Annotated in this window: 19 protein-coding genes; 11 read left to right on the top strand and 8 right to left on the bottom strand. The window is 68.0% G+C overall.

The window, feature by feature from the left end:
* The 6 genes from IXW21_RS00990 to IXW21_RS18135 all read left to right on the top strand — a co-directional run bounded on the left by IXW21_RS00990 (position 1) and on the right by IXW21_RS18135 (position 6,328).
* Complete coding sequence (locus IXW21_RS00990; RefSeq protein WP_194762383.1) at positions 1 to 1,413, top strand: hypothetical protein; 1,413 nt, start codon at positions 1 to 3, stop codon at positions 1,411 to 1,413.
* On the top strand, positions 1,410 to 1,871 hold the full coding sequence (locus IXW21_RS00995) for a hypothetical protein (protein ID WP_194762384.1): 462 nt from the start codon (positions 1,410 to 1,412) through the stop codon (positions 1,869 to 1,871). Before IXW21_RS00990 ends, IXW21_RS00995 begins: the two co-directional genes overlap by 4 nt.
* A gap of 697 nt (positions 1,872 to 2,568) precedes the next feature.
* The gene (locus IXW21_RS01000) at positions 2,569 to 2,751 is read left to right on the top strand and encodes a hypothetical protein (protein ID WP_194762385.1); all 183 of its coding nucleotides are present in this window, start codon (positions 2,569 to 2,571) and stop codon (positions 2,749 to 2,751) included.
* Positions 2,752 to 2,867: 116 nt separating this feature from the next.
* Positions 2,868 to 3,215, top strand: coding sequence for a hypothetical protein (locus IXW21_RS01005; protein ID WP_194762386.1), 348 nt, complete (start codon positions 2,868 to 2,870; stop codon positions 3,213 to 3,215).
* Between the two features lie 57 nt (positions 3,216 to 3,272).
* Complete coding sequence (locus tag IXW21_RS01010; protein WP_194762387.1) at positions 3,273 to 4,970, top strand: long-chain-fatty-acid--CoA ligase; 1,698 nt, start codon at positions 3,273 to 3,275, stop codon at positions 4,968 to 4,970.
* 149 nt (positions 4,971 to 5,119) lie between these two features.
* Positions 5,120 to 6,328 (top strand): endo-beta-N-acetylglucosaminidase H, encoded by a 1,209-nt coding sequence (locus IXW21_RS18135; RefSeq protein WP_228528026.1) that lies wholly within the window; start codon positions 5,120 to 5,122, stop codon positions 6,326 to 6,328.
* Positions 6,329 to 6,347: 19 nt separating this feature from the next.
* Here IXW21_RS18135 and IXW21_RS01020 read toward each other — a convergent pair whose 3' ends face one another.
* The 4 genes from IXW21_RS01020 to IXW21_RS01035 are packed head-to-tail and all read right to left on the bottom strand — an operon-like array spanning position 6,348 to position 12,782.
* Entirely contained in the window at positions 6,348 to 9,623 is a 3,276-nt protein-coding gene (locus IXW21_RS01020; RefSeq protein WP_194762388.1) for a GH92 family glycosyl hydrolase, read from the bottom strand.
* Positions 9,620 to 10,555: a carbohydrate ABC transporter permease gene (locus IXW21_RS01025; RefSeq protein WP_194762389.1), complete on the bottom strand. Its 936-nt coding sequence runs from the start codon at positions 10,553 to 10,555 to the stop codon at positions 9,620 to 9,622. The genes IXW21_RS01020 and IXW21_RS01025 overlap by 4 nt, the downstream gene beginning before the upstream one ends.
* Positions 10,552 to 11,478, bottom strand: coding sequence for a carbohydrate ABC transporter permease (locus IXW21_RS01030; RefSeq protein ID WP_194762390.1), 927 nt, complete (start codon positions 11,476 to 11,478; stop codon positions 10,552 to 10,554). Before IXW21_RS01030 ends, IXW21_RS01025 begins: the two co-directional genes overlap by 4 nt.
* A gap of 2 nt (positions 11,479 to 11,480) precedes the next feature.
* Positions 11,481 to 12,782: an ABC transporter substrate-binding protein gene (locus IXW21_RS01035; protein ID WP_194762391.1), complete on the bottom strand. Its 1,302-nt coding sequence runs from the start codon at positions 12,780 to 12,782 to the stop codon at positions 11,481 to 11,483.
* A 210-nt stretch (positions 12,783 to 12,992) separates the two neighbouring features.
* On the opposite strand from IXW21_RS01035, the gene IXW21_RS01040 reads away from it, so the two are divergent.
* The gene (locus IXW21_RS01040; RefSeq protein WP_194762392.1) at positions 12,993 to 14,303 is read left to right on the top strand and encodes a glycoside hydrolase 5 family protein; all 1,311 of its coding nucleotides are present in this window, start codon (positions 12,993 to 12,995) and stop codon (positions 14,301 to 14,303) included.
* 63 nt (positions 14,304 to 14,366) lie between these two features.
* Here the strand turns inward: IXW21_RS01040 and IXW21_RS01045 are convergent, their stop codons facing one another.
* Positions 14,367 to 15,398: a LacI family DNA-binding transcriptional regulator gene (locus tag IXW21_RS01045; RefSeq protein ID WP_194762393.1), complete on the bottom strand. Its 1,032-nt coding sequence runs from the start codon at positions 15,396 to 15,398 to the stop codon at positions 14,367 to 14,369.
* A 164-nt stretch (positions 15,399 to 15,562) separates the two neighbouring features.
* Between IXW21_RS01045 and IXW21_RS01050 the strand changes: the two genes are divergently transcribed.
* Entirely contained in the window at positions 15,563 to 18,556 is a 2,994-nt protein-coding gene (locus tag IXW21_RS01050) for an alpha-mannosidase (RefSeq protein ID WP_194762394.1), read from the top strand.
* 77 nt (positions 18,557 to 18,633) lie between these two features.
* Positions 18,634 to 19,044, top strand: a complete 411-nt coding sequence (locus tag IXW21_RS01055; protein ID WP_194762395.1) for an MmcQ/YjbR family DNA-binding protein — start codon at positions 18,634 to 18,636, stop codon at positions 19,042 to 19,044.
* Positions 19,045 to 19,107: 63 nt separating this feature from the next.
* On the opposite strand, the gene IXW21_RS01060 is transcribed toward IXW21_RS01055, so the two are convergent.
* Both IXW21_RS01060 and IXW21_RS01065 read right to left on the bottom strand, forming a co-directional pair.
* Positions 19,108 to 19,767, bottom strand: coding sequence for a hypothetical protein (locus IXW21_RS01060; protein ID WP_194762396.1), 660 nt, complete (start codon positions 19,765 to 19,767; stop codon positions 19,108 to 19,110).
* On the bottom strand, positions 19,764 to 20,222 hold the full coding sequence (locus IXW21_RS01065; protein WP_194762397.1) for a MarR family winged helix-turn-helix transcriptional regulator: 459 nt from the start codon (positions 20,220 to 20,222) through the stop codon (positions 19,764 to 19,766). The genes IXW21_RS01060 and IXW21_RS01065 overlap by 4 nt, the downstream gene beginning before the upstream one ends.
* A 231-nt stretch (positions 20,223 to 20,453) precedes the next feature.
* Between IXW21_RS01065 and IXW21_RS01070 the strand changes: the two genes are divergently transcribed.
* Positions 20,454 to 22,079 (top strand): HNH endonuclease signature motif containing protein, encoded by a 1,626-nt coding sequence (locus tag IXW21_RS01070; protein ID WP_194762398.1) that lies wholly within the window; start codon positions 20,454 to 20,456, stop codon positions 22,077 to 22,079.
* 52 nt (positions 22,080 to 22,131) lie between these two features.
* On the opposite strand, the gene IXW21_RS01075 is transcribed toward IXW21_RS01070, so the two are convergent.
* Complete coding sequence (locus IXW21_RS01075; RefSeq protein ID WP_194762399.1) at positions 22,132 to 22,722, bottom strand: hypothetical protein; 591 nt, start codon at positions 22,720 to 22,722, stop codon at positions 22,132 to 22,134.
* A 121-nt stretch (positions 22,723 to 22,843) separates the two neighbouring features.
* Between IXW21_RS01075 and IXW21_RS01080 the strand changes: the two genes are divergently transcribed.
* Positions 22,844 to 24,058: a glycosyltransferase gene (locus tag IXW21_RS01080; protein WP_194762400.1), complete on the top strand. Its 1,215-nt coding sequence runs from the start codon at positions 22,844 to 22,846 to the stop codon at positions 24,056 to 24,058.
* The last annotated feature ends 2 nt before the right edge of the window (positions 24,059 to 24,060 follow it).

A 24,060-nucleotide genomic window follows, 5' to 3' on the forward strand; every position in this document is an offset into this window, starting at 1 on the left:
ATGCTGATCTGCGTCGACCCGACGGCCTACGCCTCGGCCGCTGAGACGTTCGGAGACCACCTGGCGAGCGACGTGCGCCGGGTGGCAGAGAGGCTCACCGGGTCGCTCTCGGGCATGGGGGCGGTCGCGGGTCATGACCCGGCGGGCAGAGCCTGGGCGGATTCATACGATGCCGTCGCGCCACAGACGGTGCAGGCGATCGACCAGCTCAGCCGCGCGAGTGTCAACGTCGGCGCGCTGCTGCAGCAGGCGGGCTTCAACCATGCGAGGGCTGAGGCGTACTCCGACGTCACGGGTGGTGGTGCGCTGCCGCCCGAGACCCTGTCGTTCGAGCCCGGCGCGCCGATGTCGGTCGATCTGCCGAGTGCCGAGGGTGGGGCGATCGCGGATCCGCCCGCCGGATGGGAATGGCTGCAGGACGTCTGCGGGCTCATCTGGCCCGACGGCGACCCCGGCCGACTGCGTGAGATGGGTGCGGTGTGGGCGCGCGCCGCCGACGAGCTCGATGCGGGATGGATGCTCGTCTCGCAGGGCATCACGGCGCTCGACGAGCAGGATGCGCCCGAGATCGAGAGCGCGCGCGGCGTGTGCCGCCTGCTCGGCGAGACCCTGAGCGAGCTGGCGGCTCAGTGCCGCGCGATCGGGACCGCCTGCGACGACCTCGCCGGCCATATCGAGTCGGCGCGGTCAGAGCTGATCACCGAGGTCAACCTCATGCTCGCCTCGATCATCGCGATCGAGGTCGCGGCGGGGCTGGCCGGCTCGCTCACTGCCGGGGTCGGCGCTTTCGCGATGCAGGCCGCAGCATACGGAGCGGTGGTCGCCGCGGGTACCCGTATCTCGCTGATCATCGCACGGCTACTAGACATGGCGACGCTCACAGGCAGTTCCTTGGTCTGGGTCAGCGCGGATGCCGTCGGAGATGGCTTGCGCGCTGTCCTGCTATTGACGCCGAGAGTGGCGGCGATGACTCCGGTCACCGGGACGCTCACGGTGCTCGATGACCTAGCCAACAGGCTTTCGAAGTCGCCGTGGCCGATGGGGCCGTCGCCGCGAGGTTTCGAGATCGAGAGTCGCCTAGGAGGAAACCTTCCAGCGGGCTTTCCGACGATCGACAAGTTCGACTGGAGCACAGGGCTGGCGACGAGCATCAAGACAGTGGATCTCGGATCGAAGACCTATCAGAACGCCTCGCGACTGAGGAGCCTGCTCAAACGATACATCGACAAGATGGCGGCGTTCGAGAGCGGTCGCGTCGGAAACTACCAAATCCGCCCGAGCGATGTCCGATTCAGGTCGCTGCTGGTAGCCACGCCGCAGGACGCCTCGCCAGCGCAACGGGCCGTGATCGAAGAAATGAAGCGATACGCGTCGGAAAGAGGTGCACCGATGGTCGTGGAGGTCGTCCGTTGAAGAAGCGCAACGTGAATGTGATGTTGTACCGAGATAGACGCGTTTTTCTTTTCGTCTACTCAGACTGTGTAAACGGGCCAAGCGTATCGCTCGGACTGCCGAAGGTGGTTCCTGCTTTGACAGACGCTGATGCGCTCGGATCTGCGATCTTGCAAGGACTCCGTGAATCCAACGCGACCGTTCATCCCGCACGCGATTGGCGCGCCGACCCGCCCGATCGAGAATTCCTGGAGTGGTTGGGGCTGGCGAATTACAGACAGTACCAACGAGGAGTGCGGAGCGTTGACGTGAGTGCGGCATTCGACCACGAACCTAAAGAGATCGAGGTCATGCCGGAACGCAACGAGCGGCGGGGAGGTTTCACGCCGATCTCCCGATGGCGTCGCATGCTCACCTTCGAGAGTCCTGAGCAGCTCGGCCGTGCCGTGCAAGAGGCGATGCAGAAGGCGACGGCATGACTCCGACGGGAGTGACGGTGGGCGCGTTGGCGAGGGAGGTGATGCGGTGATGCTGCGGATCGCGAGCGTCGCTCTGGTCCCCGACGGACGGGTGCTCCTTCAGCCGTTCTCCGCGACGGCTGGCGGGCCCGTGGTGTACGACGGCCTGCCGTTGGTGCTTCCTTCGATGTCGAGTGAGCGCGAGCTGGGACGCGCAGCAGTAGCTGCGCTCACGGCGTCGAATCGGCGTGTGCTTCCGGCTCGGGATCTCCGTCGAGATCCAGCCGATCGTGAGTTCCTCGACTGGTACGGGGTCGCCACTTACGGCGAGTATTCGAGGGGCGTGCGTTCGGTCGGGCTCTCGGCGTCTTCTGTCGATGTCATTGACCGGGTGCGCGTTCGTCCTAACCGCAATCTGGGTCCGCGCGGTGGCTTTGAGGGGATCGCGAACGAACTGAGAGTCGTAGAGTTCACTGATCGTGAGCATCTCGGTCTCGAGATTCAGGATGCCATGACGAAGGCGACGCCCGGTCGCGGTTCGGGGTTCAGATGGACGCGGGGCTAGTCGCATCGTGTCTGTCTACCGTTTCACTGATGGGTGTGTTCTCGTGCAGCCGTTGGTGGGCGCATCGGAAGGCTTCGATACCGCTGACGGTCTGCTCCACGTGCTTGATGAGCTGGTCATACACGGTGCAAGAGGCGATGAAGAAGGCGATTGATGGCTGCTTTCGTTGGCGACAAGCGCGCGAACGTCGAGGTTTCGGAGGCGCAGATCACGGAGCGCGTGCTTTTCGTTGCCGTGCCTCGGGGGGCCACCATCGAACAGCAGGCGGTTCTCGAGGAGATTGCGACCTACGCCGAGCAGCGGGGAGTCAAGTTCGACGTGGAGGTCATGAGATGAGAGATCGCTCGGTGAGTGTCGAGCTCCAAAAGAATGGACGTGTCTTCGTCCAGCCCTACTCGAAGACCTTCGAGGGAGCAAATATTGGGGACGGGCTGCCCGCAGTGATCGCGAGCATGACTGACGCGCAAGTTCTGGGTTCATCGATCGTGGCGGGGCTTCATGCCTCCAACCGTAGGCCGCTTCCGAACCGCAATCTCCGCGTCGATCCGCCCGATCGCGAGCTCCTCGAGTGGCTGGGACTGCGCACATACGGGCAGTACATGAGAGGCGTGCGCACATTGAGTGTGAGGGCGACGTACGACAACACCGACATCGCGGAAGTCACGATCACGCCGGAAAGAAACGAGGGCCCTCGCGGCGGATTCACTCCGATCCTCGAGGAGCGCTTCTCGATCGACTTCGAGAGCCCGGAACAGCTCGGCCGTGCCGTGCAGGAGGCGATGAAGAAGGCGCGAGCCTGAGGGTCGGGGCCGCGCGATCCGGATGATCGGCACAGGTGACACGGGCAGGATGGAGCCATGTCCGATTCGCCCTACGCCTCCCGTCCCTGGCTCGACTCCTACGCCGACGGCGTGCCCGCCGAGATCGACGCCCCGACGCAGACGTTGCCCGAGATGATGTCGGCGAGCGTCGCGGCGTTCGGGCGACGACCTGCACTCGAGTTCTTCGGCGCCGTCACGACCTACCGCGAGCTCGGCGATCAGATCGCGCGCGCGGCCGAGGGGCTACGGCGGCTGGGGGTGCACAAGGGCGATCGTGTCGCGCTGGTGCTGCCCAACTGCCCGCAGCACGTCGTGGCCTTCTATGCCGCGCTGCGCCTCGGGGCGATCGTCGTCGAGCACAACCCGCTCTATACGGCGAGGGAGCTGCGCCACCAGTTCGAGGACCACGAAGCCAAGGTCGCGATCGTGTGGGACAAGACGGTCGACACGATCGCCGAGTTCCCCTCCGATCTGCGGGTCGAGCACATCGTGAGCGTCGACCTGACCGAGGCCATGCCGGCCGCCCAACGGATGCTGCTGCGGCTGCCGATCCCCAAGGCGCGCGCCGCTCGGGCGAAGCTGACGGCCAGCCCGAAGTCGCGGCGAGCACTGGCTTGGAAGAAGCTCGTCGACCATCGTGCTCTGTCGCGCAAGGTCGAGGGCCCCGAACTCGGCGACACGGCCCTGCTGCAGTACACGAGCGGAACCACCGGCACGCCGAAGGGGGCGATCCTCACGCACGCGAACCTTCGCGCGAACGCGATGCAGGGGCGGGCGTGGGTGCCGGGTCTGGTCGACGGCGAGGAGACGTTCTATGGTGTCCTGCCGCTGTTCCACGCCTACGGCATGACACTGTGTCTCACCTTCGCGATGAGCATCGGGGCGAAGCTGGTGCTGTTCCCCACGTTCGACCTCGGTCTCGTCGCGGAGGCCGCCCGCACGAGTCCGCCGTCCTTCCTGCCCGCGGTCCCGCCCATCTACGATCAGCTCGCTCGAGCCGCATCGCGGGGGACCATCGACCTCTCGACGGTCCGCTTCGCGATCTCCGGGGCGATGAGCCTTCCGGTGGCGACGGTGCAGCGGTGGGAGGAGGCGACCGGCGGGTTGCTCGTCGAGGGATACGGCATGACCGAGAGCTCGCCCGTCGCGCTGGGCAATCCGATGGGCCGCAGCCGTCGCCCGGGAACCGTGGGCGTGCCGTTCCCGAGCACGGAGATCCGCGTCGTCGACCCCGACGACACTGACGTCGATGTCCCGGTGGGTGAGCGAGGAGAGTTGCTCGTGCGCGGACCCCAGGTCTTCCAGGGGTACTGGCGTCGTCCGGGTGACACCGCCGACGCCCTGCTCGCGGACGGGTGGCTGCGCACGGGTGACATCGCCGAGGTCTCGGCCGACGGCTTCGTGACCATCGTCGACCGCCTGAAGGAGCTCATCATCACCGGCGGGTTCAACGTGTCGCCCAGTGAGGTGGAGGATGCCCTGCTCGCGCACCCCGATGTGGTCGCGGCCGCGGTCGTCGGCCTTCCGCGGGCGAGCGGGGGCGAGGAGATCGCCGCCGCGATCGTGCTCCGAGAGGGCGCGCAACTCGACGTCGGCGCGCTTCGTGACTTCTGCCGCACGCGGCTCACGCCCTACAAGGTTCCGAAGCGCATCACGGTCGTCGACGAGCTGCCGCGTTCCCTGATCGGCAAGGTGCTGCGCCGTCAGGTGAGGGATCGGATGCTGGCGGACTGACCCGGCCGTCGCGGTCATCCGTTCGCTGCCGTTCACCGTTCGCTCCGTCGGGTCCGTCCTTCCGCCTGCACTGCTTAAGCGCTATAGTCAGCGGCGGGTCGCGATGACGCGACCGGATTCGACAACGACGCCGAAGGAGACGATCGGTCATGAATCAGAACGTCAGCAAGAATCGCCTGCGACGAAGCATCGCGGGACTCGGAGTCCTCTCCACCGCGGTGGCGGGCATCTTCACCGGGGCAGCAGGCGCTGCCGCGGAGGAGGCCGAGCCGGCTGACCCGAAGCTCGCGGTCTATGTCGAGGTGAACTCGAACGATTTAGCGAATGTCGCCGACTACACCCTCGCTGAGAGCGGGGAGGCCGCGATCGACATGGCGATGATTTTCGCCGCGAACATCAATTACGACGGGGAGAAGGCGTATCTGCACTTCAACGAGCGGGTCACTGAGACGCTCGAGAATGCCGCCACGCAGATCCGGCCCGTGCAGGAGAACGGCACGAAGGTGCTGCTCTCGGTTCTCGGCAACCATCAGGGCGCGGGCTTCGCGAATTTCACGTCGTTCGCGCAGGCGGATGCCTTCGCGGCCCAGCTCGCCGACGCCGTGACGACCTATGGACTCGACGGCATCGATTTCGACGATGAGTGGACGAACTACGGAGCGAACGGCACGCCGCAGCCCAACGCCGAATCGTTCGGCTGGCTGGCCACGGCGCTGCGCGATCGTCTCGGCCCCGACAAGATCATCAGCCTGTATGCGATCGGACCGAGCTACATGACAACCGACTTCACGCTGTTCGACGCCGACAGCGTGCTCGACTTCGCATGGAACCCGTACTACCCGACCTACGATGCCCCGACCGTGCCGGGGCTCGACGACCGCGCACGCCTGGGCGCCGCCGCGATCGACCTTTCCCAGACGAGCGCCGCGACGGCGGCCGACTTCGCGACGCGCACCGTCGCCGACGGGTACGGCGTGTACGTCGCGTACAACCTCACCGCGACAGACCAGTCGGCGTATCTCTCGGGTATCACCGAAGCGCTCAAGGGAGAGGCGACCGAATACCGGGCGGCTCCCCGCGACACGACGCCACCGACCGTCACGATCAAGGAGGGCGCGCAGTTCACCAAGGTCCGGGCTGACGGCGCGTACCAGCGCGTGAGCTTCAAGCTATACGACACGGGCGAGATCGACAGGCTCTACGTCAACGGCGTGCTCAAGGATCTCACCGACGACACCTGGAGCGACCTGAACTTCGTGAAGCCCGGCGTCTTCGGCGCGGTCGCGGGTGCGAACACGCTCACGGTGCTCGACGTCGCGGGCAACACCACCGAGGTGTCGTTCGTCCTGTCGAAGTGATCATCCGAGGTAGGACTCATCACCCGAGGTCGAAGACCTCGATCTGACGGATCGTGACCCCGGCTTCCGCCCTCACGCGGATCGCCGGGGTCACGATGCGTGACGCCAACGTGAAGGGAGTCGTGCGATCGGCCAGGAGATCCTCCAGGTGCGTGGTCGCCACCTCGGACCAGTCCCCGCGGTCGTCCATGATCTCCCACCTGAGAGACGGTGACGGAGACGGAGTCGTCACCGTCACCGTGACATCCGACACGGAGCGGGGCTCGGCGAAACGCCACCCCACCCACTCGCCGGATGCCAGAGCGACGCCGTCCGATCCGCTCGGATCGCCGTCGTCGACGACGCGTGCGGGCCCGACGACGGATGCTGACGCGATCACCTCCCCGCCGCCATTCGTCAGATCGCGGCACCAGTCCCTGACGTCCGGAACTGCGTCGGCGCCCCCTTCGAGAGCATCCGAGGGGTCTGTGCCGAAGATCAGCTCGAGCTCGGCGTCGCCGTCGAGTGTGTCGATCGGCAGTTCGGCTCGGGCAAGCTCGATCCCATCGAGGCGGGCACCCGTCAGGACATGAGCCGACGGCTCGCTGCGGCGCGAGCGGATGTGAAGAGACGAGCCGTCGGCCCGGTCGACCCTGATGTCGTCGAGCAGGGGCGATCCGATTCGCAGCACTCCCGCGGCGAGTTCGAGCGGATAGAGTCCGAGCGCGGCCCAGAGCCACCACGCGCTCATCTCGCCGTTGTCCTCATCCCCGGGGAACCCCTGGCCGATGTGGGCTCCCGCGAAGAGGCGGCCGGCCAGCTCGTGCACGATCTCTCCGCTGCGCCACGGCCGATCGCTGAACGCATACATGAACGGGATGTGGTGCGCGGGCTGATTCGAGATGGCGCACATGCCCGAGCGCAGTGCCCGCGCTTCGCGCTGCTCGTGGATCACCGTGCCGTACGCGCCGCCGAACCGCTCATCGGCCGTCTCCGGTTCGGTGAAGAGTGCATCCAGGTGTTGACCGAAGGCATCGGGACCACCGTGCAGCGCGGCGAGGCCCGCGCCGTCGTGCACGGCGCCGACCGACATGCCCCACGCGTTCGTCTCGACGTTGTCGCCGCCCCACACACGGGGATCGAAGCCCGCTGCGAAGCATCCGGCGGCATCCCTGCCGCGGAGGAAACCGGAGTCGGCGTCGAACAGTGGGCGGTACGACAGCGCCCGGTTGGCGAAGTATCGAGAGAAGGAGCGGTAGCGGGCGGCATCGTGCCTTGATCGCGCATCGGCGGCGGATGCGTCGGCAGCGGATGCATCGGCGTCGGATGCCGCATCTCCGGCGAGCTGCGCGGCGAACCGCCCCAGTGCCGCATCGCTCACCGCGTTCTCGATGGTCCAGCTCATGCCCTCGGGCACCTCGGACGCGATGTACCCGGTGAATCGCCCTCGGTCGATGCCCTTGCGGCCGCGCCGCGCATCGGGGCCCGGCTCGCAGGCATTGCGCCAGCCGGTCTCGAACGCCTCCGCGCGGTCGAACGCCACACCCCACCGGGCGGCATCGGCGAAGATCTGATCGCTCGACGTGCCGACCATGCTGTCGACGTACCCCGGAGCGCTCCATCTGGCCATCCAGCCTCCACGGCGATGCTGCTCGAGCTGCCCGTCGAGCAGTCTGCCGGTCAGCGCAGGATCGAGCAGCGCGAGGGCAGGCCATTCGGTGCGATAGGTGTCCCAGTAGCCGTTGTTCACCACGAGCTCGCCGTCGATCACCGGAGCGCTCGTCGCCCGATCGCCGAACGGCTCACGCGGCGCGAACACGTCGGCGAAGCGGGGTGCCGGGGCATCCGCCGTGCCGGCGTTCTCGGCCGCGGTGCTCGGATAGAGGTGCATCCGGTACAGCGCTGCGGCGATCCGGTCGCGGTTCTCGTCGTCGGCCAGGCCCCGGTACGGCACCTCGGCGGCGGGGAGCGGCGGGATGGTGACTCGTCCCAGCACCCGATTCCAGGTTGCCGCAGCGGCATCTCGCAGCTCTTCGTACGTCGATTCTTCCGGCGCCTCGAACTCGAGGCTGCGCCGGGCCTGCTCGACGGAGAGGAACGACACCGCCACACGCACCTCGAGCGACCCGACGCCTGCGACGTATCCCGCGACGCGCCCTCGGCCGTCGTCGTCGAGTGCACCGCGGGAGCCGCGTGCATCGCCGCTCCGGTGCCGCACGGTCCCGGCGAAGTAGCAGCGTGGCGCGTTGCCCCAGTCCTCCCTGCCCTCCGGCATCCAGCCCTCGAAGCCGCCGGAATCCGTCCAGACGAGTCGTCCCTCGTCCGTCGGCTGATCGATCACGAACCCGACGACAGCCTCGGGGTCATCGCCGTGCACCCGGAAGGCGGCGGCGTGCGAGGTCGCCGTCATCTCGGCGCGCAGACCGCCACCGAGATCGGCCGCGTACTCGTGGGGGCGAGCGCGCTCGGTGCCGGGGGTGATCCAGCGACGTCGTCCGGCCCGCGACGAGGTCGGGCGTCCGTCGAACGGCATGAACTGCAGCACGGAGCGGTCGCCGATCCAGGGACTCGGCTGATGCGAGAACTGCATCGCCTCCAGGCGCCGCCCCGGCGGGTCATCGTGGATGCCGGACCGATACGGCCAGCGGGTGTCTGCGGCATCCGTGGCGGGGGTGACGAAGGTGAAGCCGTGAGGCACGGCCACCGCGGGGATCGTGTTGCCGCGGGAGAAGCGCGGGCCGGAGTGGGTGCCGCGGCGGGTGTCGACGCGTTCGACGGGAGCGAGCGCATCGGTGATGAGATGAACCGGAACCTGCTCGAGCAGCACCTGCACGAATCCCGTGACGCGCGCCGGAAGCCCCGGTACGGCGGCCAGCCCGGCGGTGCCGAAGACCAGCTCGACTGAGCCGCTGGTGTGCGGCATCGGAGCCAGCGACACCGTATCGGCGTTCCACTGCTCGGGAAGGCTCCACCGTGCGGCGAACTGCGCGTCTGCCGTGATCGGGAAGTCATACCGATCGCGCACGGCGGCGATGTCACTCACCCGGGTGCCGTCGGCGCCGCGCACGTCGGCGGTCACCGCCAGCGCCGCATGCGGGGCGAGCGTCGCCTCGTCGCCGTCGGCGTAGAACGCCCAGTGCAGCAGCGTGTCGGACGTGACCGGGATGCCGCTGAGCCCCGGCGCGTCGATCCGCTGCTCGCCCGCCGAAGGGTCGAACGAGAACGCGAAGACCGGGCCGCGGAGCACCCCGGCTCGAGGGCGCGACGAGGGAGGATCGGCGGGGCCGTCTGCCGGGGAGAGCTGCACGGCGCTCACCCCTTGATCGCACCCTCCTGCACGCCCCTGAAGAAGAAGCGCTGCGTGAAGGAGAACATGATGACGATCGGCACGAGGGCGATCATGGTGCCCGCCGCGATCAAGCGGGGATCGACCGAGAAGCTGCTGTTCAGGTAGGCCATGCCGACGGTCAGCGTGTACTTCGAGGGGTCCGACAGCACGATGAGCGGCCACAGGTAGTCGTCCCACGCACCGATGAAGGCGAAGATGGCGACCACCGAGACCATGCCGCGGATGTTCGGCCAGACGATGTGACGGATGCGCTGCCAGGTCGTGGCGCCGTCGACGGTCGCGGCGTCGAGCACGTCCTTCGGGATCATGCGGCAGGCGGTGGCGACGAGCAGCACGTTCATGGCGCTGATGGCACCGGGCAGGAACACTCCCCACAGGGTGTCGGCGAGGCCGAGCGCGCGGATCGTGAGGAAGTTGCTCGTCACGGTCACCTCACCCGGGAACAGCAGGGTCGACAGCAGGATCGCCATGACGATCCACTTGCCGCGGAACCGCATGCATCCGAGCGCGTAGCCGGCGAAGGTCGCGAGCACCACGTTGCTCACGACCGTGCCCACCGAGACGAGCAGCGAGTGCCAGGCGTAGAGGTATACGGGGACGATCTCGGCGACCGTGGCGTAGTTCTGCAGCGTCGGCTCGCGCGGGATGAGGTCCGGGGGGAACGAGTAGATGTTCTCCTGCGGTCCCTTGAACGAGGTCGACAGCTGCCAGACGAACGGCCCGATCACGAGTACCAGCACGAGCAGCAGGAGGGCGTATCGACCGATCAGACCGCCGAGCGTCGGCGTGCTGAAGTCGCCCGAGCCGCGGCGGCGGAAGATGCGCTCGCGAGCGGTGCGATCCGATCGGTGCTCGGACTGGATCTCTTGGTCGACCCGGGGTGGGGTGAGAGTGCTCATGCGGAGACCTTCGCCTTCTTCTCGCGATTCATGAAGGCGATCGCGGCCAGGGGGACGAGTGTGAGGAGGAACAGGGCGACGCTGATCGCCGAGGCGTAGCCGATGTTGCCGTTGAGGCCGGAGCCGACCTGACGGATCAGCATGACCAGCGACATGTCGTAGCCGCCCGGACCGCCCGTGCCCTTGGAGAGCACGTCGAGCTCGGCGAAGACCCTCATCGCCGAGACGGCGATGAGCACGGCGATGAGCAGCATCGCGCCGCGCACCGAGGGGATCGTCACCGACAGGAAGCGGCGGAAGGAGCCTGCTCCGTCGAGCATGGCCGCCTCATGCAGCTCCTTGCCGACATTCCCGAGGGCGGCGAGGTATACGACCATGTAGTAGCCGAGACCCTTCCACACCGTCAGCAGGATCGCGCAGCCGAGCAGCAGCCAGCGATCGACGAGGAAGGCCAGGGGCGCGTCGATGACCCCGAGGAACTCGAGGGTCTGGTTGATGATGCCGCGGCTGTCGAACAGCCAGGTCCAGATGAGAGCGACCACGACGACCGAGGCGATGACGGGGAAATAGAACGTGGTGCGGAAGAAGGCGATGCCCGGCAGCTTCTTCTGCACGAGGAGCGCCAGCAGCAGCGGGAGGATCGTGAGCAGCGGCACGCAGACCACCACGTAGAGGATGCAGGTGGTCAGGGCGTTCCAGAACATCTCGTCGCCGAGCATCCGCTCGTAGTTCGCTCCGCCGACGAATCCGGGGGTGCGCAGCGGGCGTGCGTCGGTGAAGCTCAGGAAGACGGTGTTCAGGAATGGCCAGAGCGCGAACACCAGCACCCAGATGACGGCGGGGCCGAGGAGCAGCCAGGGGGTGAACCACCGGTGCGACGTGATGGTCTTCGTCCGGCTGCGGATGCTGGTGTTCGCGCTCATGCTCACTGGTCCACGCGGTTGGCGTTGGCGTACTCGACGATCTTGTCGAGCTGAGCCTTTGCGTCGGCCTCGCCATTGACGGCGAGAGCGATCTGCTGGGTCATGTACGTCGCCATGTCCGACGTCCACTGGAACGGGATGGCCTTGGCGTCCTCCATCGCGGTGAACACGGTGTCGATCGCGGAGAGCTGCTTCTCATCGGTGATCGACGACGAGATGTTCTCGACCACGGTGTCGCCGCCGGCCGAGGTGCCCGGCGCCGTGCCGACCGCGAGCGACGAGAACGCGACCTGGTTCTCCTCGTTCGTGGCGAACTCGGCGAAGGCGAGGGCGGCCTCCTTGTTGTCGGAGTCGGCCGAGATGTTGAGCCCCTGCACGTAGAGCGGCGGGATGCCGAGCCGCTGGGTGGCGACGGTGTTCTCGAGCAGCGCGGGCGCATCCTTGGCGAGGTCGGTCGTGAAGCCGGTGCCGCCGGTCGTGAAGGCGACCTTCTCCTGGATGTACGCCTCGGCGTTTCCGCCGTAGTCGCCGGTCAGGGCCTCGGCGGGCATCGCCCCCGCCGCGTAGGCGTCGGCGTACTTGTCGATGATCGCCGCGGCCTCGTCGGTGTTGAAGTCGAACTCGCCCTCGTCGTTGATGACCTCCATGCCCGCCGAGGTGAAGGTGTCGAGCGCGGGGATCGACGACAGCAGCTGGACCTTGCCTCCGGATTCGGTGGCCACGTCCTTCGCGAGCGTGAGCAGCTCGTCGACCGTCGTGGGGAGCGTGTCCTGGGTCACGCCGTAGGGGGCGAGCTGCGCGAGGTTCCACCACGAGGCGTCGCTCGAGAGGTACCAGGGCAGGCCATAGGTGCCCTCGACGCCCGGGTACTGGCTGTACGCATCCCAGGCGCCCGCGTTGTAGGCAGACTTCAGCTCGGGGTCGGCCGTCTCGACATCGACGAGCTTTCCGGCGGCGACGAGGGGGTACGCGATGTCCGGCGGCAGGTTCAGCACGTCGGGGAGGGTGTCGGCGTTCGCCTGGCTCAGGATCTTCTCCTGGTAGCCGTCGCCCGGCTGGTCGAGCCACTCGACCGTGACGTCGGGGTGCTCCTTCTCGAACGCATCGATGAGGTCCTCGAAGTACGGCGTGAACTTCTCGTTCTTCAGCGACCACGTCTGGAACTGGATGGTTCCACTCAGCTCTCCCGACGTGTCGATCGGTCCGGCGGCACCGGGTGTGGTGCCCCCTCCGGTGCAACCGGCGAGCGCCATGGCGCCGATCGTGAATGTTGCCAGAGCGACAATGCGTGCGGGAACTTTCATCGTGCTTCTTCCTCGAGGCGGGCGATTGGCGGTGTCCGTCCGGCGGACTACAACGCTTTAGCAGATGAAACCATCCGATCCTCCGACTGTCAAGGCCGCTGTGCGTGTCCGCGCCACGAATGGCGAAATCCCGGTAGGCCCGTCGGTGCTCAAGCGTTATAGTGATGCGATCCGCCCTCGCCGGAGGGCCCGTCGGAAAGGTCCGGACACATGACGCAGCGCCGCGCTCTCGATGATCACCTGAGATTCGGGGCGAACTACACGCCGTCGAAGGACTGGATGCACTCCTGGCTCGACTTCACGCCGGATGACGTGCGGCGTGATTTCGCGGCCCTCGCCGATCTGGGTCTCGATCACGTCCGGGTGTTCCCGCTGTGGACCGTGCTGCAGCCGAACCGCACGCTGATCCGCGCGAAGGCGATCGGCGACGTCCGCACCATGGTCGACATCGGAGCCGAGTTCGGGCTCGATGTGAGCGTCGACGTGGTCCAGGGGCACCTGTCGAGTTTCGACTTCGTGCCCTCGTGGCTCTACACCTGGCATGACCGCAACATGTTCACCGACCCGAAGGCCCTCAGCGGACAGGTCGAGCTCGTGACGAGACTTGCGGGTGCACTGGGCGACGCGGACAACTTCCTCGGGCTGACCCTCGGCAATGAGACGAATCAGTTCTCGGCGCACACCCACCCGTCTCCCTGGCCCGTCACGACCGAGGAGGCCGGCAGCTGGATCGAGTCGCTGCTCTCGGCAGCCGAGAGCGCGGCACCCGGCCTGCCGCACGTGCACAGCGAGTACGACGCGGTCTGGTACATGGACGGCCACGGCTTCACTCCTGCGCACGCCTCGCGACTGGGCGCGATGACCACGATCCACTCCTGGATCTTCAATGGCACCGCCCAGCGCTACGGCGGTCGTTCGGTCGCCTCCGACCGCCACGCCGAATACCTCATCGAGCTCTCGCGGGCCTTCGCCACGGATGCCGATCGGCCGGTGTGGCTGCAGGAGGTCGGTGCGCCGTCGAACTGCCTCGACGAGAGCGAGATGCCCGGCTTCCTCGAGGCGACTCTGCGATCCGCTCTCCGTACCGAGAACCTCTGGGGTGTGACGTGGTGGTGCTCGCACGATGTGAGCAGGGAGCTGGCTGACTTCCCCGAGCTGGAGTACTCGCTGGGCCTGATCGATCAGGGCGGCGCAGCCAAGCCCATCGGGCGTCGCTTCGCCGAGTTGATCCCCGAGCTGCGAGCCCGCGCCGCGGCACCCGTGCGCGACACCGCGATCGTGATCGAGGTCGACGAGCGCGAGGTTCCGGTGAGTCGCGCCGCGCTCAGCCCCGGTGGCGCGGTCTTCCACGCCTGGGTGGATGCGTGCGCCGACGGCCTCGATCCCGCGTTCGTGACCTCGCTGACGGCGCGCGATGACGCGGCGCTCGCCGCGCGCGGCATCCGTCGGCTGATCCGTCCCGATCTCGCAGAGAGCACCGTCGACCCCTACGGCTCCGTCAACACCGTCGTCGGGGGCTGACACCGTCAGTGGGGCTGAGCCCTGCGCCGAGGGCTGAGGTCGACGTCGGGGCTGAGTCCTGCGTCAGGAGGCGGAGGCCGGCGGAGCCGTGCTCTCGCGCGCGGTGAGGGTCGGCGTCGGGCCCTGGGCGCTCGGCAGGTTGGCACCGGCGAGGATCTGCTGCAGCAGCAGTGTCGCCGCCTGCTCGCCCAGCTCGAAGGTGTCGCGGGTCATCGCGGTGATCGAGGGGTTGATGAGGCCGGCGATGACCGAGTCGTCGAACGAGGCGATCGACACGTCGCGCGGCACTGACCTGCCCATCTCCTGCGCCACCCGCAGCCCCGCCACGGCCATCACGTCGTTGTCGTAGACGACCGCCGTCGGCCGGAGGCGCCCGGACAGCTGAGCCCTCGTCACCGACGACGCCCGAGCGGGGGAGAAGTCGGTCGAGATCACCTCGCCGCTGATGCCGTCCGATGCCATGCCCTGCAGCACCGCGGCGCGCAGCCGTGTGTGCTCGAGCTCGGCGGGCCCTGCGACGTAGGCGATGCGCGTATGGCCGAGGGCGGCGAGGTACGAGAAGAGCGTCTCGGCCACCTCGTCGTCGGCGATCCAGACGCTGGGCACGGCGCCCTCGGGAGACGGCTTCGAGCCGATCATGACGGCGCGGGCGTCGAGCGCGGCGATGCGGTCGCTGCGGGGGTCGTCGTCGCGGGGGTCGATGAGGATGATGCCGTCGACCTGGTTCGACGACCGCCACTGCCGATGCACCTCCATCTCTTCGGCGATGTCGGACACCAGGCGCAGCTGGAGGCTCACCTTGCTCTCGGAGAGCCGGGACTCGATCCCGGCGATGAGGTCGGTGAAGAACGCCTCGGATCCGAGTGAGCGGGCGGGGCGGGCGAGCGCGAAGCCGACGGTGTTGGCCCGCGCGCCGACGAGAGCCCTCGCGGCTGAGCTCGGCTGCCAGCCGTTCTCCTCGACGATCGAGAGGATCCGCTGCCGCGTCTCGTCGCTGACGCCGGGGCGACCGTTCAGTGCGAAGGACACGGCGCCCGGGGAGACTCCGGCCATGCGCGCGATGTCCGCGATCGTCACGCGTTTGCCGGTTGTCATGGCCCTCACCCTACTTGATCGGTTTAGCCGCTCGGAAGCCGGATGACGCCCCGAGAAGATCGATACTAGATCGCTTTAGTAAATCAGATAGCATTGTCGGCATCCGCCCTTCCCCGGGGCGCGAATCACGTCCCCCTCACCGTCGAGCCCGGAGAAACGCACCCATGCATGACGACACCTCGCTCACCGTCGGACGCGTCACGCGCGTGCTCGACGAGCGCATCCGCCCGGCCATCCACTCGGCCTCCGTGCCGCTCACGGTGGAGGTCAATGAGATTCCGGGGGAGCCGATCAGCCCCGCGGACGGTCTGGCGCTCGAGTTCGCCGAGACGACGGTGCCGAGCATGTGGGGTCCGGCCTGGTCGACGACGTGGTTCAAGCTGACGGGTCGCGTTCCCGCCGAGTGGGCGGGGCGCCGCGTCGAGGCCGTCATCGACCTCGGCTTCGACATCAACATGCCCGGGTTCCAGTGCGAGGCGCTGGTCTACCGGGCCGACGGCACGCCGGTGAAGAGCATCAACCCTCGCAACCAGTGGCTGCCGATCGTCGAGACCGCCGAGGGTGACGAGTCCGTCGAGCTCTATCTCGAAGCGGCGGCCAACCCGGTGCTGCTCGACTATCACCCCTTCCTGCCGACGCAGGAGGGCGACATCCGCACCTCCTCGCGCGAGCCTCTGTACCGCACCCGCCGCATCGATCTGGCCGTCTTCGAGCAGGAGGTGTTCGAGCTGTCCCTCGACCTCGAGGTGCTGTTCGAGCTGCAGGCGGAACTGCCGGCGACGTCGCCGCGCCGCATGCGCATCCTGCAGGCGATGGACGACGCGCTCGACGTTCTCGACCTGCAGCGCATCGCCGAGACCGCGGCGGATGCTCGCGCGCAGCTGGCCGACGTGATCGCAGCCCCCGCCGAGGCGAGCGCCCACCGCATCTCGGCCGTCGGGCACGCGCACATCGACTCGGCGTGGCTGTGGCCGGTGCGCGAGACGATCCGCAAGGTCGCTCGCACCACCTCGTCGATGACCACGCTCATCGAGGAGCAGCCCGACTTCCTCTACGGAATGTCGAGCGCCCAGCAGTACGCCTGGATCAAGGAGCATCGCCCCGAGGTCTACGCGCGCGTGAAGGCCGCCGTGGCGCAGAGGCGCTTCCTGCCGCTCGGCGGCATGTGGGTCGAGTCCGACACGGTGATGCCGACCGGGGAATCTCTCGTCCGCCAGTTCTCGTACGGGCAGCGCTTCTTCGAGCGCGAGTTCGGCATCCGCTCGAAGGGCGTGTGGCTGCCCGACAGCTTCGGCTACTCGCCGGCGCTGCCGCAGCTCATGCGTCGGGCGGGATTCGAGTGGTTCTTCACGCAGAAGATCTCGTGGAACCAGCAGAACGTGTTCCCGCACCACAGCTTCCTCTGGGAGGGCATCGACGGCTCGCAGGTGTTCACGCACTTCCCGTCGATGGACACCTACAACTCGCAGCTCAGCGGCATGGAGGTCGCCAAGGCCTCGCGGCAGTTCAAGGAGAACCGCGTGAGCTCGCGGTCGATCGCCCCGGTCGGCTGGGGTGACGGCGGGGGCGGCACGACGCGCGAGATGACCGGCAAGGCGAAGCGCCTCGAGAACCTCGAGGGCAGCGCGCAGGTCGTGTGGGAGCATCCCGACACCTTCTTCGACGCCGCTCGCGCCGAGATACCGAATCCGGCGGTGTGGGTCGGCGAGCTCTACCTCGAGCTGCACCGCGGAACCCTCACCAGCCAGCACGCCACGAAGGCGTTGCATCGTTGGGCGGAGCACGCGCTGGTCGAAGCCGAGCTGTGGGCGGCGACGGATGCCGTGCGCACAGGCGCCGCATACCCGCAGGCCGAGTTCGACCGGCTGTGGCAGATCGTGCTGCTGCACGAGTTCCACGACATCCTGCCCGGCACGTCGATCGCCTGGGTGCACCGCGAGGCCGTCGAGGTGCTTTCGGGTGTGCTGTCCGACGCACGGGATCTGGCGGATGCCGCCCGGCGATCGCTCGTCGGCGACGGCGACCGCGAACTGCTGTTCGTGCCGCACTCGACCGGCGAGGGACGCGCGCTCGGTGCGGGCTTCGTCGAGGCGCCCGCCCCGGCATCCGTCCTGCTCTCGGGAGAAGACGGCGGGTGGCGACTCGAGAACGAGCTCGTCTCCGTGCTGATCTCAGCCGACGGTCTCATCGTGTCGGCGGTCGACAAGGCGTCGGGTCGCGAGGCGGTGGCTGAGGGACGCGCGGCGAACCTGTTCCAGCTGCACCAGGACTTCCCGAACATGTGGGACGCGTGGGACATCGACAAGTACTACCGCAACAGCGTCGACGACCTCACCGCGGTCGAGTCGATGTCGGCATCCGTCGTCGACGGGGTCGCGACCGTCGTCGTGACCCGGGCGTTCTCGGAGTCGACGATCGTGCAGACGATCCTTCTCGCTCCCGGTTCCCGCACGGTCGCGCTGCGCAACGACATCGACTGGCACGAGACCGAGAAGCTGCTCAAGCTCGCCTTCCCGCTCGACATCCAGGCGACGCACACCGAAGCCGAGACGCAGTTCGGCTACCAGGCGCGCGTGACGCACACGAACACCAGCTGGGAGACGGCGAAGTTCGAGACCTCGATGCACCGCTTCGTGCTGGTCCGCGAGCAGGACTTCGGCGTCGCCCTCGTGAACGACTCGATCTACGGCTACGACACCTCGCGCGAGGTGTCGGACGACGCGGTCGCCACCACCGTGCGACTGTCGTTGCTGCGGGCGCCTCGGTTCCCCGACCCCGACACGGACCACGGCCACCATGAGATCGAGATCGGCTTCGTGGTCGGCGCGGATGCCGCGATCGCGACGGCCGAGGGCATCCGACTCAACAGCCCGGCCACGGTCGTGCGTGGCGGGCGCGAGGTCGCACCGCTGGTGTCGGTCGACGGCGAGGGCATCGTGGTCTCCGGGGTCAAGCTGGCCGACGACGGCTCGGGCGACGTGATCGTGCGTCTCTACGAGGCGCTCGGACGCCGTGCGGTCGGGTCGCTCGCCGTCGACTTCGCGCACTCGGAGATCCGTGAGGTCTCGCTCATCGAGGATGCTCTCGACGACGCTCGCGTGGGCGGAGAGCTGCGTCTGCGGCCGTTCGAAGTGCGCACGCTGCGCATCGTGCGCTGAGCGTCGGTCGGACGCGGCGGGGTGCCCGCTGAACTCCGCCGTTGCGGCGACCGCCGCGCGGGGAGGACTATGGGCGGATGGCCACCCTCGACGACGTCCGCGAGATCGCTCTCGCTCTCCCCGGCGTGACCGAACAGATCGGCGGTCACACCGGGGAACCGTCGTGGCGTCTGCCCAACGGTCAGATCGCGTGGGTTCGCGGGCCCAGCACGGTCGACCTGCGCCAGCTCGCCGACCTCGGTCTCGAATGGCCCGACGGTCCGGTCATCGGGGTGCGCGTGGCGAGTCTCGAAGAGAAGGCGACCCTGCTCGCCGCCGAGCCCACAGGACTCTTCTCCATCCCGCACTTCGACGGATATCCGGGACTGCTCGTGCAGCTCGAGGCGGTCGAGCGCGACCGGCTCGCCGAGATCATCGCGGATGCCTGGCTGATGCGCGCCCCGGTGCTCGTCGCGAAGAGATGGCTCGAGGAGCGCGGGCTCGACTGACCGGTCAGGTCGCCCCTTCGTCGATGAGACGCACCGACGAGTCCAGACGCGCGAGGCAGATGCTCACCCGGCGGCCATGAGGAACGGCCGAGCGGCGTCGAGGAAGGCACGAGGGTCGTCGGCCCAGAGCCGGATGCGGTCGACCCGATGCGTTCCGCCCTTCGGTGCGAGGCCGGGCAGCCTGATCTCTACCGGGCGCTCGAGCTCGACCTCGATGTTCGTCTCGTCCTGCATCCGCTCGGCATACTCCGACCCGGCGATGCGTGGCTGTTTGGGGTCATCGACGCGACGGCTGATCGCGACCGACGCGATGTCGGCCCAGCCGATCGGCACATCGAGCTCGAGCCCGCTGCGGACGCGGATGCCGTCTGGTCCCACGGTGTGCGGGCGCATGAGCATCGCACAGAGCAGACCCACCATCCAGGTGACTCCCCAGATGCCGAGGACCAACAGCGTGATGCGCACGGCCGGCCATCGGTGGACGATGAGGTCGAGGATCGGGATCTCGACCGCCGAGAGTCCGATGAAGACGAACAGCACCGTGAGCACCGGGCGGTGGTAGCCGATGCCCGTGCCGCCCCGCGGCACCGCGGGGCGACGGGCGATCGCGCGGGCGATGCTCGAGTAGACGCGGAGCTCGGCGATCCACGCCCGGTGGAGGACGTTGAGGATGCGGGCGAGGCGGGGCGGCCGGGGAGTGGCCGCCCGCAACTGCTCGGTCATCGCGCCTCCTCGGGCGCGGTGGTCGCGGCCGCCGCGACGAGGCTCTGCAGATGCGCGACGACGGCTGACAGGCCGCGCTCGACGGCGGGGCGGTCTGCCGGATCGATCGCGTTCAGCAGCGTCGCATCGAGGTGGTCGTGCTCCTCCTGCATCCGCGTCATCGTCTCGACGGCGGTGGATGTCAGCTCGACCAGAACCGCGCGGCGGTCGGTCGGGTGCGGGGACCGGCGGACGTGTCCCGACCTCTCGAGCGCGTCGACGAGCCCGGTGATGTTGCGAGGGCTGACCTCGCAGAGCTGGGCCAGGGACTGCTGGGTCGACGGTCCTGCGTGCTGCAGTACCCACAGCAGGTGCACCCGGGCCGTTGTGAGTCCGGTGCCGTCGAAGGCGTGGGCCATGTCTCGCTGGAGGAGATCGGTGATCTGCAGCAGACGGTCGACGAAGAGCGGTTCCATGGTCGTGATGGTACTACATTGTTACCTATCTTCACTAGTTGCGCGCTCCGCTTCCGCGTTCTTCCCTGCCCCTGTCGTCTCGACCTTTCTCGTCTTGTCTTCGTGCTGCTCGCGGTCGCCGTCCGCTTCTTCGGTGCGCTGTATCGGGAGATCGGAATACGGCTTTGAACTGGGGTAATCCGGCGCGTTCTCAGGCCGTGAATGTCGGTGCCTGCGTGTTGACTCAGGGGTATGAACAGCACTGCAGAGCTTCTGGATCGGGTCATCGCCGACCTCGATGCGGTGCTGTCCGACGACGGGCTGGCGGCGTTGTCGGACGCGGAGCGGGTCGCGGTGCTGCAGGGGGCGGGGGCTGCGTTCCGGCGTGCCGAGGCGGTCATCGTCGAGACGGTCGCGACCGGCGACGCCGTTGACTTTCCGCATTCGGCGGGGTGTCGGGGGCTGCGCGAGTTGTTGCAGCGCACCGTGCGCGTGGATGTGCGTGGCGCGAGCAGGGTCGACAGGGTCGTCGATCTGGTGCGGAGACCACTGAGTCTGGCGGGGGAGCGGATGCCGGCGCGGTGGTCGGAGATGCGGTTGGCGCTGCTGGACGGGGTGGTCGGGGTCGAGGGGTTCCTGGCGGCGACGGGGCCGATCGAGAAGGTGTGGGATCGGCTCACGGTCGAGCAGCGGTTGGCGGCGGATGTCGCGTTGGCGGGGTGTGCGCGAGGCCACGGCCTCGAGGTAGGCGCCGAGGACGCCTCAGATGCGGTCGGCGGCCCCGATTCGGATGGTGGCGAGGGTGCGGCGGGTCCTGCGCCGACGGCGCAGGACCTGACGGCTCTCGCGGAGGATCTCGCGTCGATGTTCGATCCGGATGGTGAGGAGCCGAAGGATGAAGACGCGCGGCGTCGTCGGGGCGTCACGATCGGCCGGTTGAAGGATGGCGTGCACGCGATCCGGGGATATCTGACCCCCGAGGTCGCGGCGCAGTTCCAGTTGATCCTGGATGCGATCCTCAACCCCAAGGGCGAAGGGGCGCCCATGCCCGGGGTGCACTTCGCCCCCAGCGGTGGTAGCGCCGCGTCCGACGATGCGGATGCGGATGCGGATGCTGAGTCCGGCCCGGACGCGGATGGGGATGGGGAGGGGGAGGGTGCTGATCCGTTCAACTCGGATCCGCGGTGCGTACTCGATGACCGCACTGCGGCGCAGAAGCGGCACGACGCCCTCGCCATGATCTTCGCCATCGCTGCCCGTCACAACGAGATGCCCACGCTCGGCGGATCCGCACCCGTCCTCGTGGTGAACGTCGACGCGGCTGACCTCGCCGCTCATTCCGCCGGTGCCGCCGGTGCCGTCGGTGCCGCCGGTGCCGGTTTCGGATCGATGAGCAGAAGCGGTGGCGCAGGAGGGTGGGCGACGATCCCCGGGTCCGGTGCGCATGTGCCCGTCTCGGTCGCCGCGCACGTCGGCTGTGCCGGAACGATCCAGCGCGTCCTGTTCGATGAGGAACGGATCATCGGCATCACGACCACCGACCGGGTGTTCACCGTGCATCAGCGGCGGGCGATCGTCGCCCGCGACAAGGAGTGCCTGATCCCGGGCTGTCACGTCCCGGCATCCTGGTGCGAGATCCACCACGTCACGGAACATGCCAGAGGTGGTCCGACGCATACGGACAACGGCGTGCCGTTGTGCTGGTGGCACCACCGATCCCTCGGCGTCTCCGGATGGGAGATCCGGATGGAAGGAGGAGTCCCGCAGGTCCGCGGGCCGAGCTGGTGGGACCCCGAACGACGATGGCGCACACCGAAACTCAGTCTCCGGAAACTCGGGGGAGGAGAGAAGGTGCGGAATGCGCGAAGCCGGATCTGAGGCTGGCATGCGCCGGGTGTTCTCGCGCACCCCGAGAGCGCGAGAGCGACGGTCAGGCCGGATCGAGCCTCAGCACCTCGGGCGATTCCCCGCCGGAGAGTTCGTCGGCGACGCGGATGCTGCGGGCCAGCTCGTCGAGCGCGCCGTCGAGAGTGCCGAAACGCTCCTTGTCGCTGCACACCGCCGTGAGCGTCACGAGATGGGTGCCGGTGTCCCACGTGTAGGTGACGAACGGAGGGGAGGCGGGCGTCGGCGGCATCGCGACCACGAGCTTCTCGCCCGAGCCCAGCCAGCGGCTCGAGAAAGACTGGGTGTCGTCGTAGTCCATCGGCATCGAGGCCCGCGCGATGCGCACTTCGGGGGTCAGCGCCTGCACGGTGGCCATCGCCACCACGAGCTCGGGTTCTGCCTTCCACGTCCAGACCAGCACGCGGCCGTCGGCACGGCGCATCAGCATCGGAGTCGCCTGGCTCATGGCCCACGCTCCGAGCTTCGAACCCGGGCGCTCTGTCGCGCCCATCGCCGAGTTCACCTGACCCAGCAGCATCCGGATCGCCGCCTTGCGATGCCGTCGCCCCTTCCACCCGAGCGAGTCGGTGACGGGGATCCACTGTCGGGGGTCGGCGTCGGCAGTCAGTCGCATGGCCTCCACGCTAGAGGGTGAGGCTGGGGGAAGGCGGTATGCCTCGGCTGCTCGATCAGGCCCCTCCGGTAGAGTGGCCAGCGCCCGACCGGGCTCCCTGGCCGCCGTACCGTAAGGCAGAATGTCTTCCTCTCCCTCCGATTCGACGAGTGCTCCCGAGACCGGGTCGCGTCCGCTGCGCATCCTGATCGGATGCGACACGTTCTCCCCCGACATCAACGGCGCCGCCCGCTTCGCCGAGCGTCTCGCGGCGGGGCTCGTGCAGCGCGGTCACGACGTGCATGTGGTCGCCCCGAACCTCGTGTACCGACGCACTCCGGCTCGCACCGAGGTGATCGAGGGCGAGCCGATGACGATGCATCGACTCCCGTCGGTGCGGTGGGCGCCCCATGACTGGCTGCGCTTCGTGTGGCCGTGGCGCGTGAAGCACTACGCCCGAAGGATCCTCGACGACGTGCAGCCCGACGTCGTGCACATCCAGTCGCACATCGTGATCGGTCGCGGTCTCTCGCGCATCGCGCACGAGCGGGGCATCCCGGTGATCGCCACGAACCATGTGATGGCCGAGAACATCCTCGATCACACCACGATGCCGAAGTTCGTCGACGACCTCGTGCTGCGGTGGGCATGGGGCGACGCGAAGCGCACGTTCGCCCTGACCCGCGCGATCACGACACCCACCCGCCGCGCCGCCGACTTCCTCGAGCGCACCGTCGAGGTCGAGGGTGTCGTCCCGGTCAGCTGCGGCATCGACCGCACCCAGTACACGCCGGTGATCGCTCCGCGCGACAAGAACCGCATCGTCTTCGTCGGCCGCCTGACCGCCGAGAAGCAGGTCGAGGTCATCCTCGAGGCCATGACGAAGCTCGATCCTGCACTCGACGCGACCTTCGACATCGTCGGCGGCGGCGATCAGCGCAAGAACCTCGAGAACCTCACGAACCAGCTGGGCCTCGCCGACCGCGTGACCTTCCACGGACGCACGACCGATGAAGAACTCCGGGCACTGCTCTCACGCGCCTCGGTGTTCACGATCGCCTCGATCGCCGAGCTGCAGTCCATCGCCACGATGGAGGCCATGGCCTCGGCACTGCCGATCGTCGCGGCGGATGCCGTCGCCCTGCCGCACCTCGTACACGACGGCGAGAACGGCTATCTCTTCGAGCCCGGCAACGCCGATGCGCTCGCCGCGAGACTCACCGACGTGCTGACGGCGTCGCCGGGAGAGTACGCGCGGATGCAGCAGGCATCGCTCGACGGCGTCGCGATCCACGACATCAACCGCACGCTCGACACGTTCGAGGCGCTGTACCGCGACGAGCCGCTGCCCGAGTGACG

The sequence above is a fragment of the Microbacterium sp. UFMG61 genome, assembly GCF_015354505.1.
Lineage (GTDB): Bacteria > Actinomycetota > Actinomycetes > Actinomycetales > Microbacteriaceae > Microbacterium.

Bases quoted from the DNA above. Each gene is read 5' to 3' on its own strand.
- IXW21_RS01045 (WP_194762393.1), bottom strand. From the start codon at position 15,398: ATGACAACCGGCAAACGCGTGACGATCGCGGACATCGCGCGCATGGCC.
- IXW21_RS01050 (WP_194762394.1), top strand. From the start codon at position 15,563: ATGCATGACGACACCTCGCTCACCGTCGGACGCGTCACGCGCGTGCTC.
- IXW21_RS01030 (WP_194762390.1), bottom strand. From the start codon at position 11,478: ATGAGCGCGAACACCAGCATCCGCAGCCGGACGAAGACCATCACGTCG.
- IXW21_RS01005 (WP_194762386.1), top strand. From the start codon at position 2,868: ATGACTGACGCGCAAGTTCTGGGTTCATCGATCGTGGCGGGGCTTCAT.
- IXW21_RS01025 (WP_194762389.1), bottom strand. From the start codon at position 10,555: ATGAGCACTCTCACCCCACCCCGGGTCGACCAAGAGATCCAGTCCGAG.
- IXW21_RS01080 (WP_194762400.1), top strand. From the start codon at position 22,844: ATGTCTTCCTCTCCCTCCGATTCGACGAGTGCTCCCGAGACCGGGTCG.
- IXW21_RS01040 (WP_194762392.1), top strand. From the start codon at position 12,993: ATGACGCAGCGCCGCGCTCTCGATGATCACCTGAGATTCGGGGCGAAC.
- IXW21_RS01060 (WP_194762396.1), bottom strand. From the start codon at position 19,767: ATGACCGAGCAGTTGCGGGCGGCCACTCCCCGGCCGCCCCGCCTCGCC.
- IXW21_RS01035 (WP_194762391.1), bottom strand. From the start codon at position 12,782: ATGAAAGTTCCCGCACGCATTGTCGCTCTGGCAACATTCACGATCGGC.
- IXW21_RS01000 (WP_194762385.1), top strand. From the start codon at position 2,569: ATGGCTGCTTTCGTTGGCGACAAGCGCGCGAACGTCGAGGTTTCGGAG.
- IXW21_RS01055 (WP_194762395.1), top strand. From the start codon at position 18,634: ATGGCCACCCTCGACGACGTCCGCGAGATCGCTCTCGCTCTCCCCGGC.
- IXW21_RS01065 (WP_194762397.1), bottom strand. From the start codon at position 20,222: ATGGAACCGCTCTTCGTCGACCGTCTGCTGCAGATCACCGATCTCCTC.
- IXW21_RS01075 (WP_194762399.1), bottom strand. From the start codon at position 22,722: ATGCGACTGACTGCCGACGCCGACCCCCGACAGTGGATCCCCGTCACC.
- IXW21_RS18135 (WP_228528026.1), top strand. From the start codon at position 5,120: ATGAATCAGAACGTCAGCAAGAATCGCCTGCGACGAAGCATCGCGGGA.
- IXW21_RS01070 (WP_194762398.1), top strand. From the start codon at position 20,454: ATGAACAGCACTGCAGAGCTTCTGGATCGGGTCATCGCCGACCTCGAT.
- IXW21_RS01010 (WP_194762387.1), top strand. From the start codon at position 3,273: ATGTCCGATTCGCCCTACGCCTCCCGTCCCTGGCTCGACTCCTACGCC.
- IXW21_RS00990 (WP_194762383.1), top strand. From the start codon at position 1: ATGCTGATCTGCGTCGACCCGACGGCCTACGCCTCGGCCGCTGAGACG.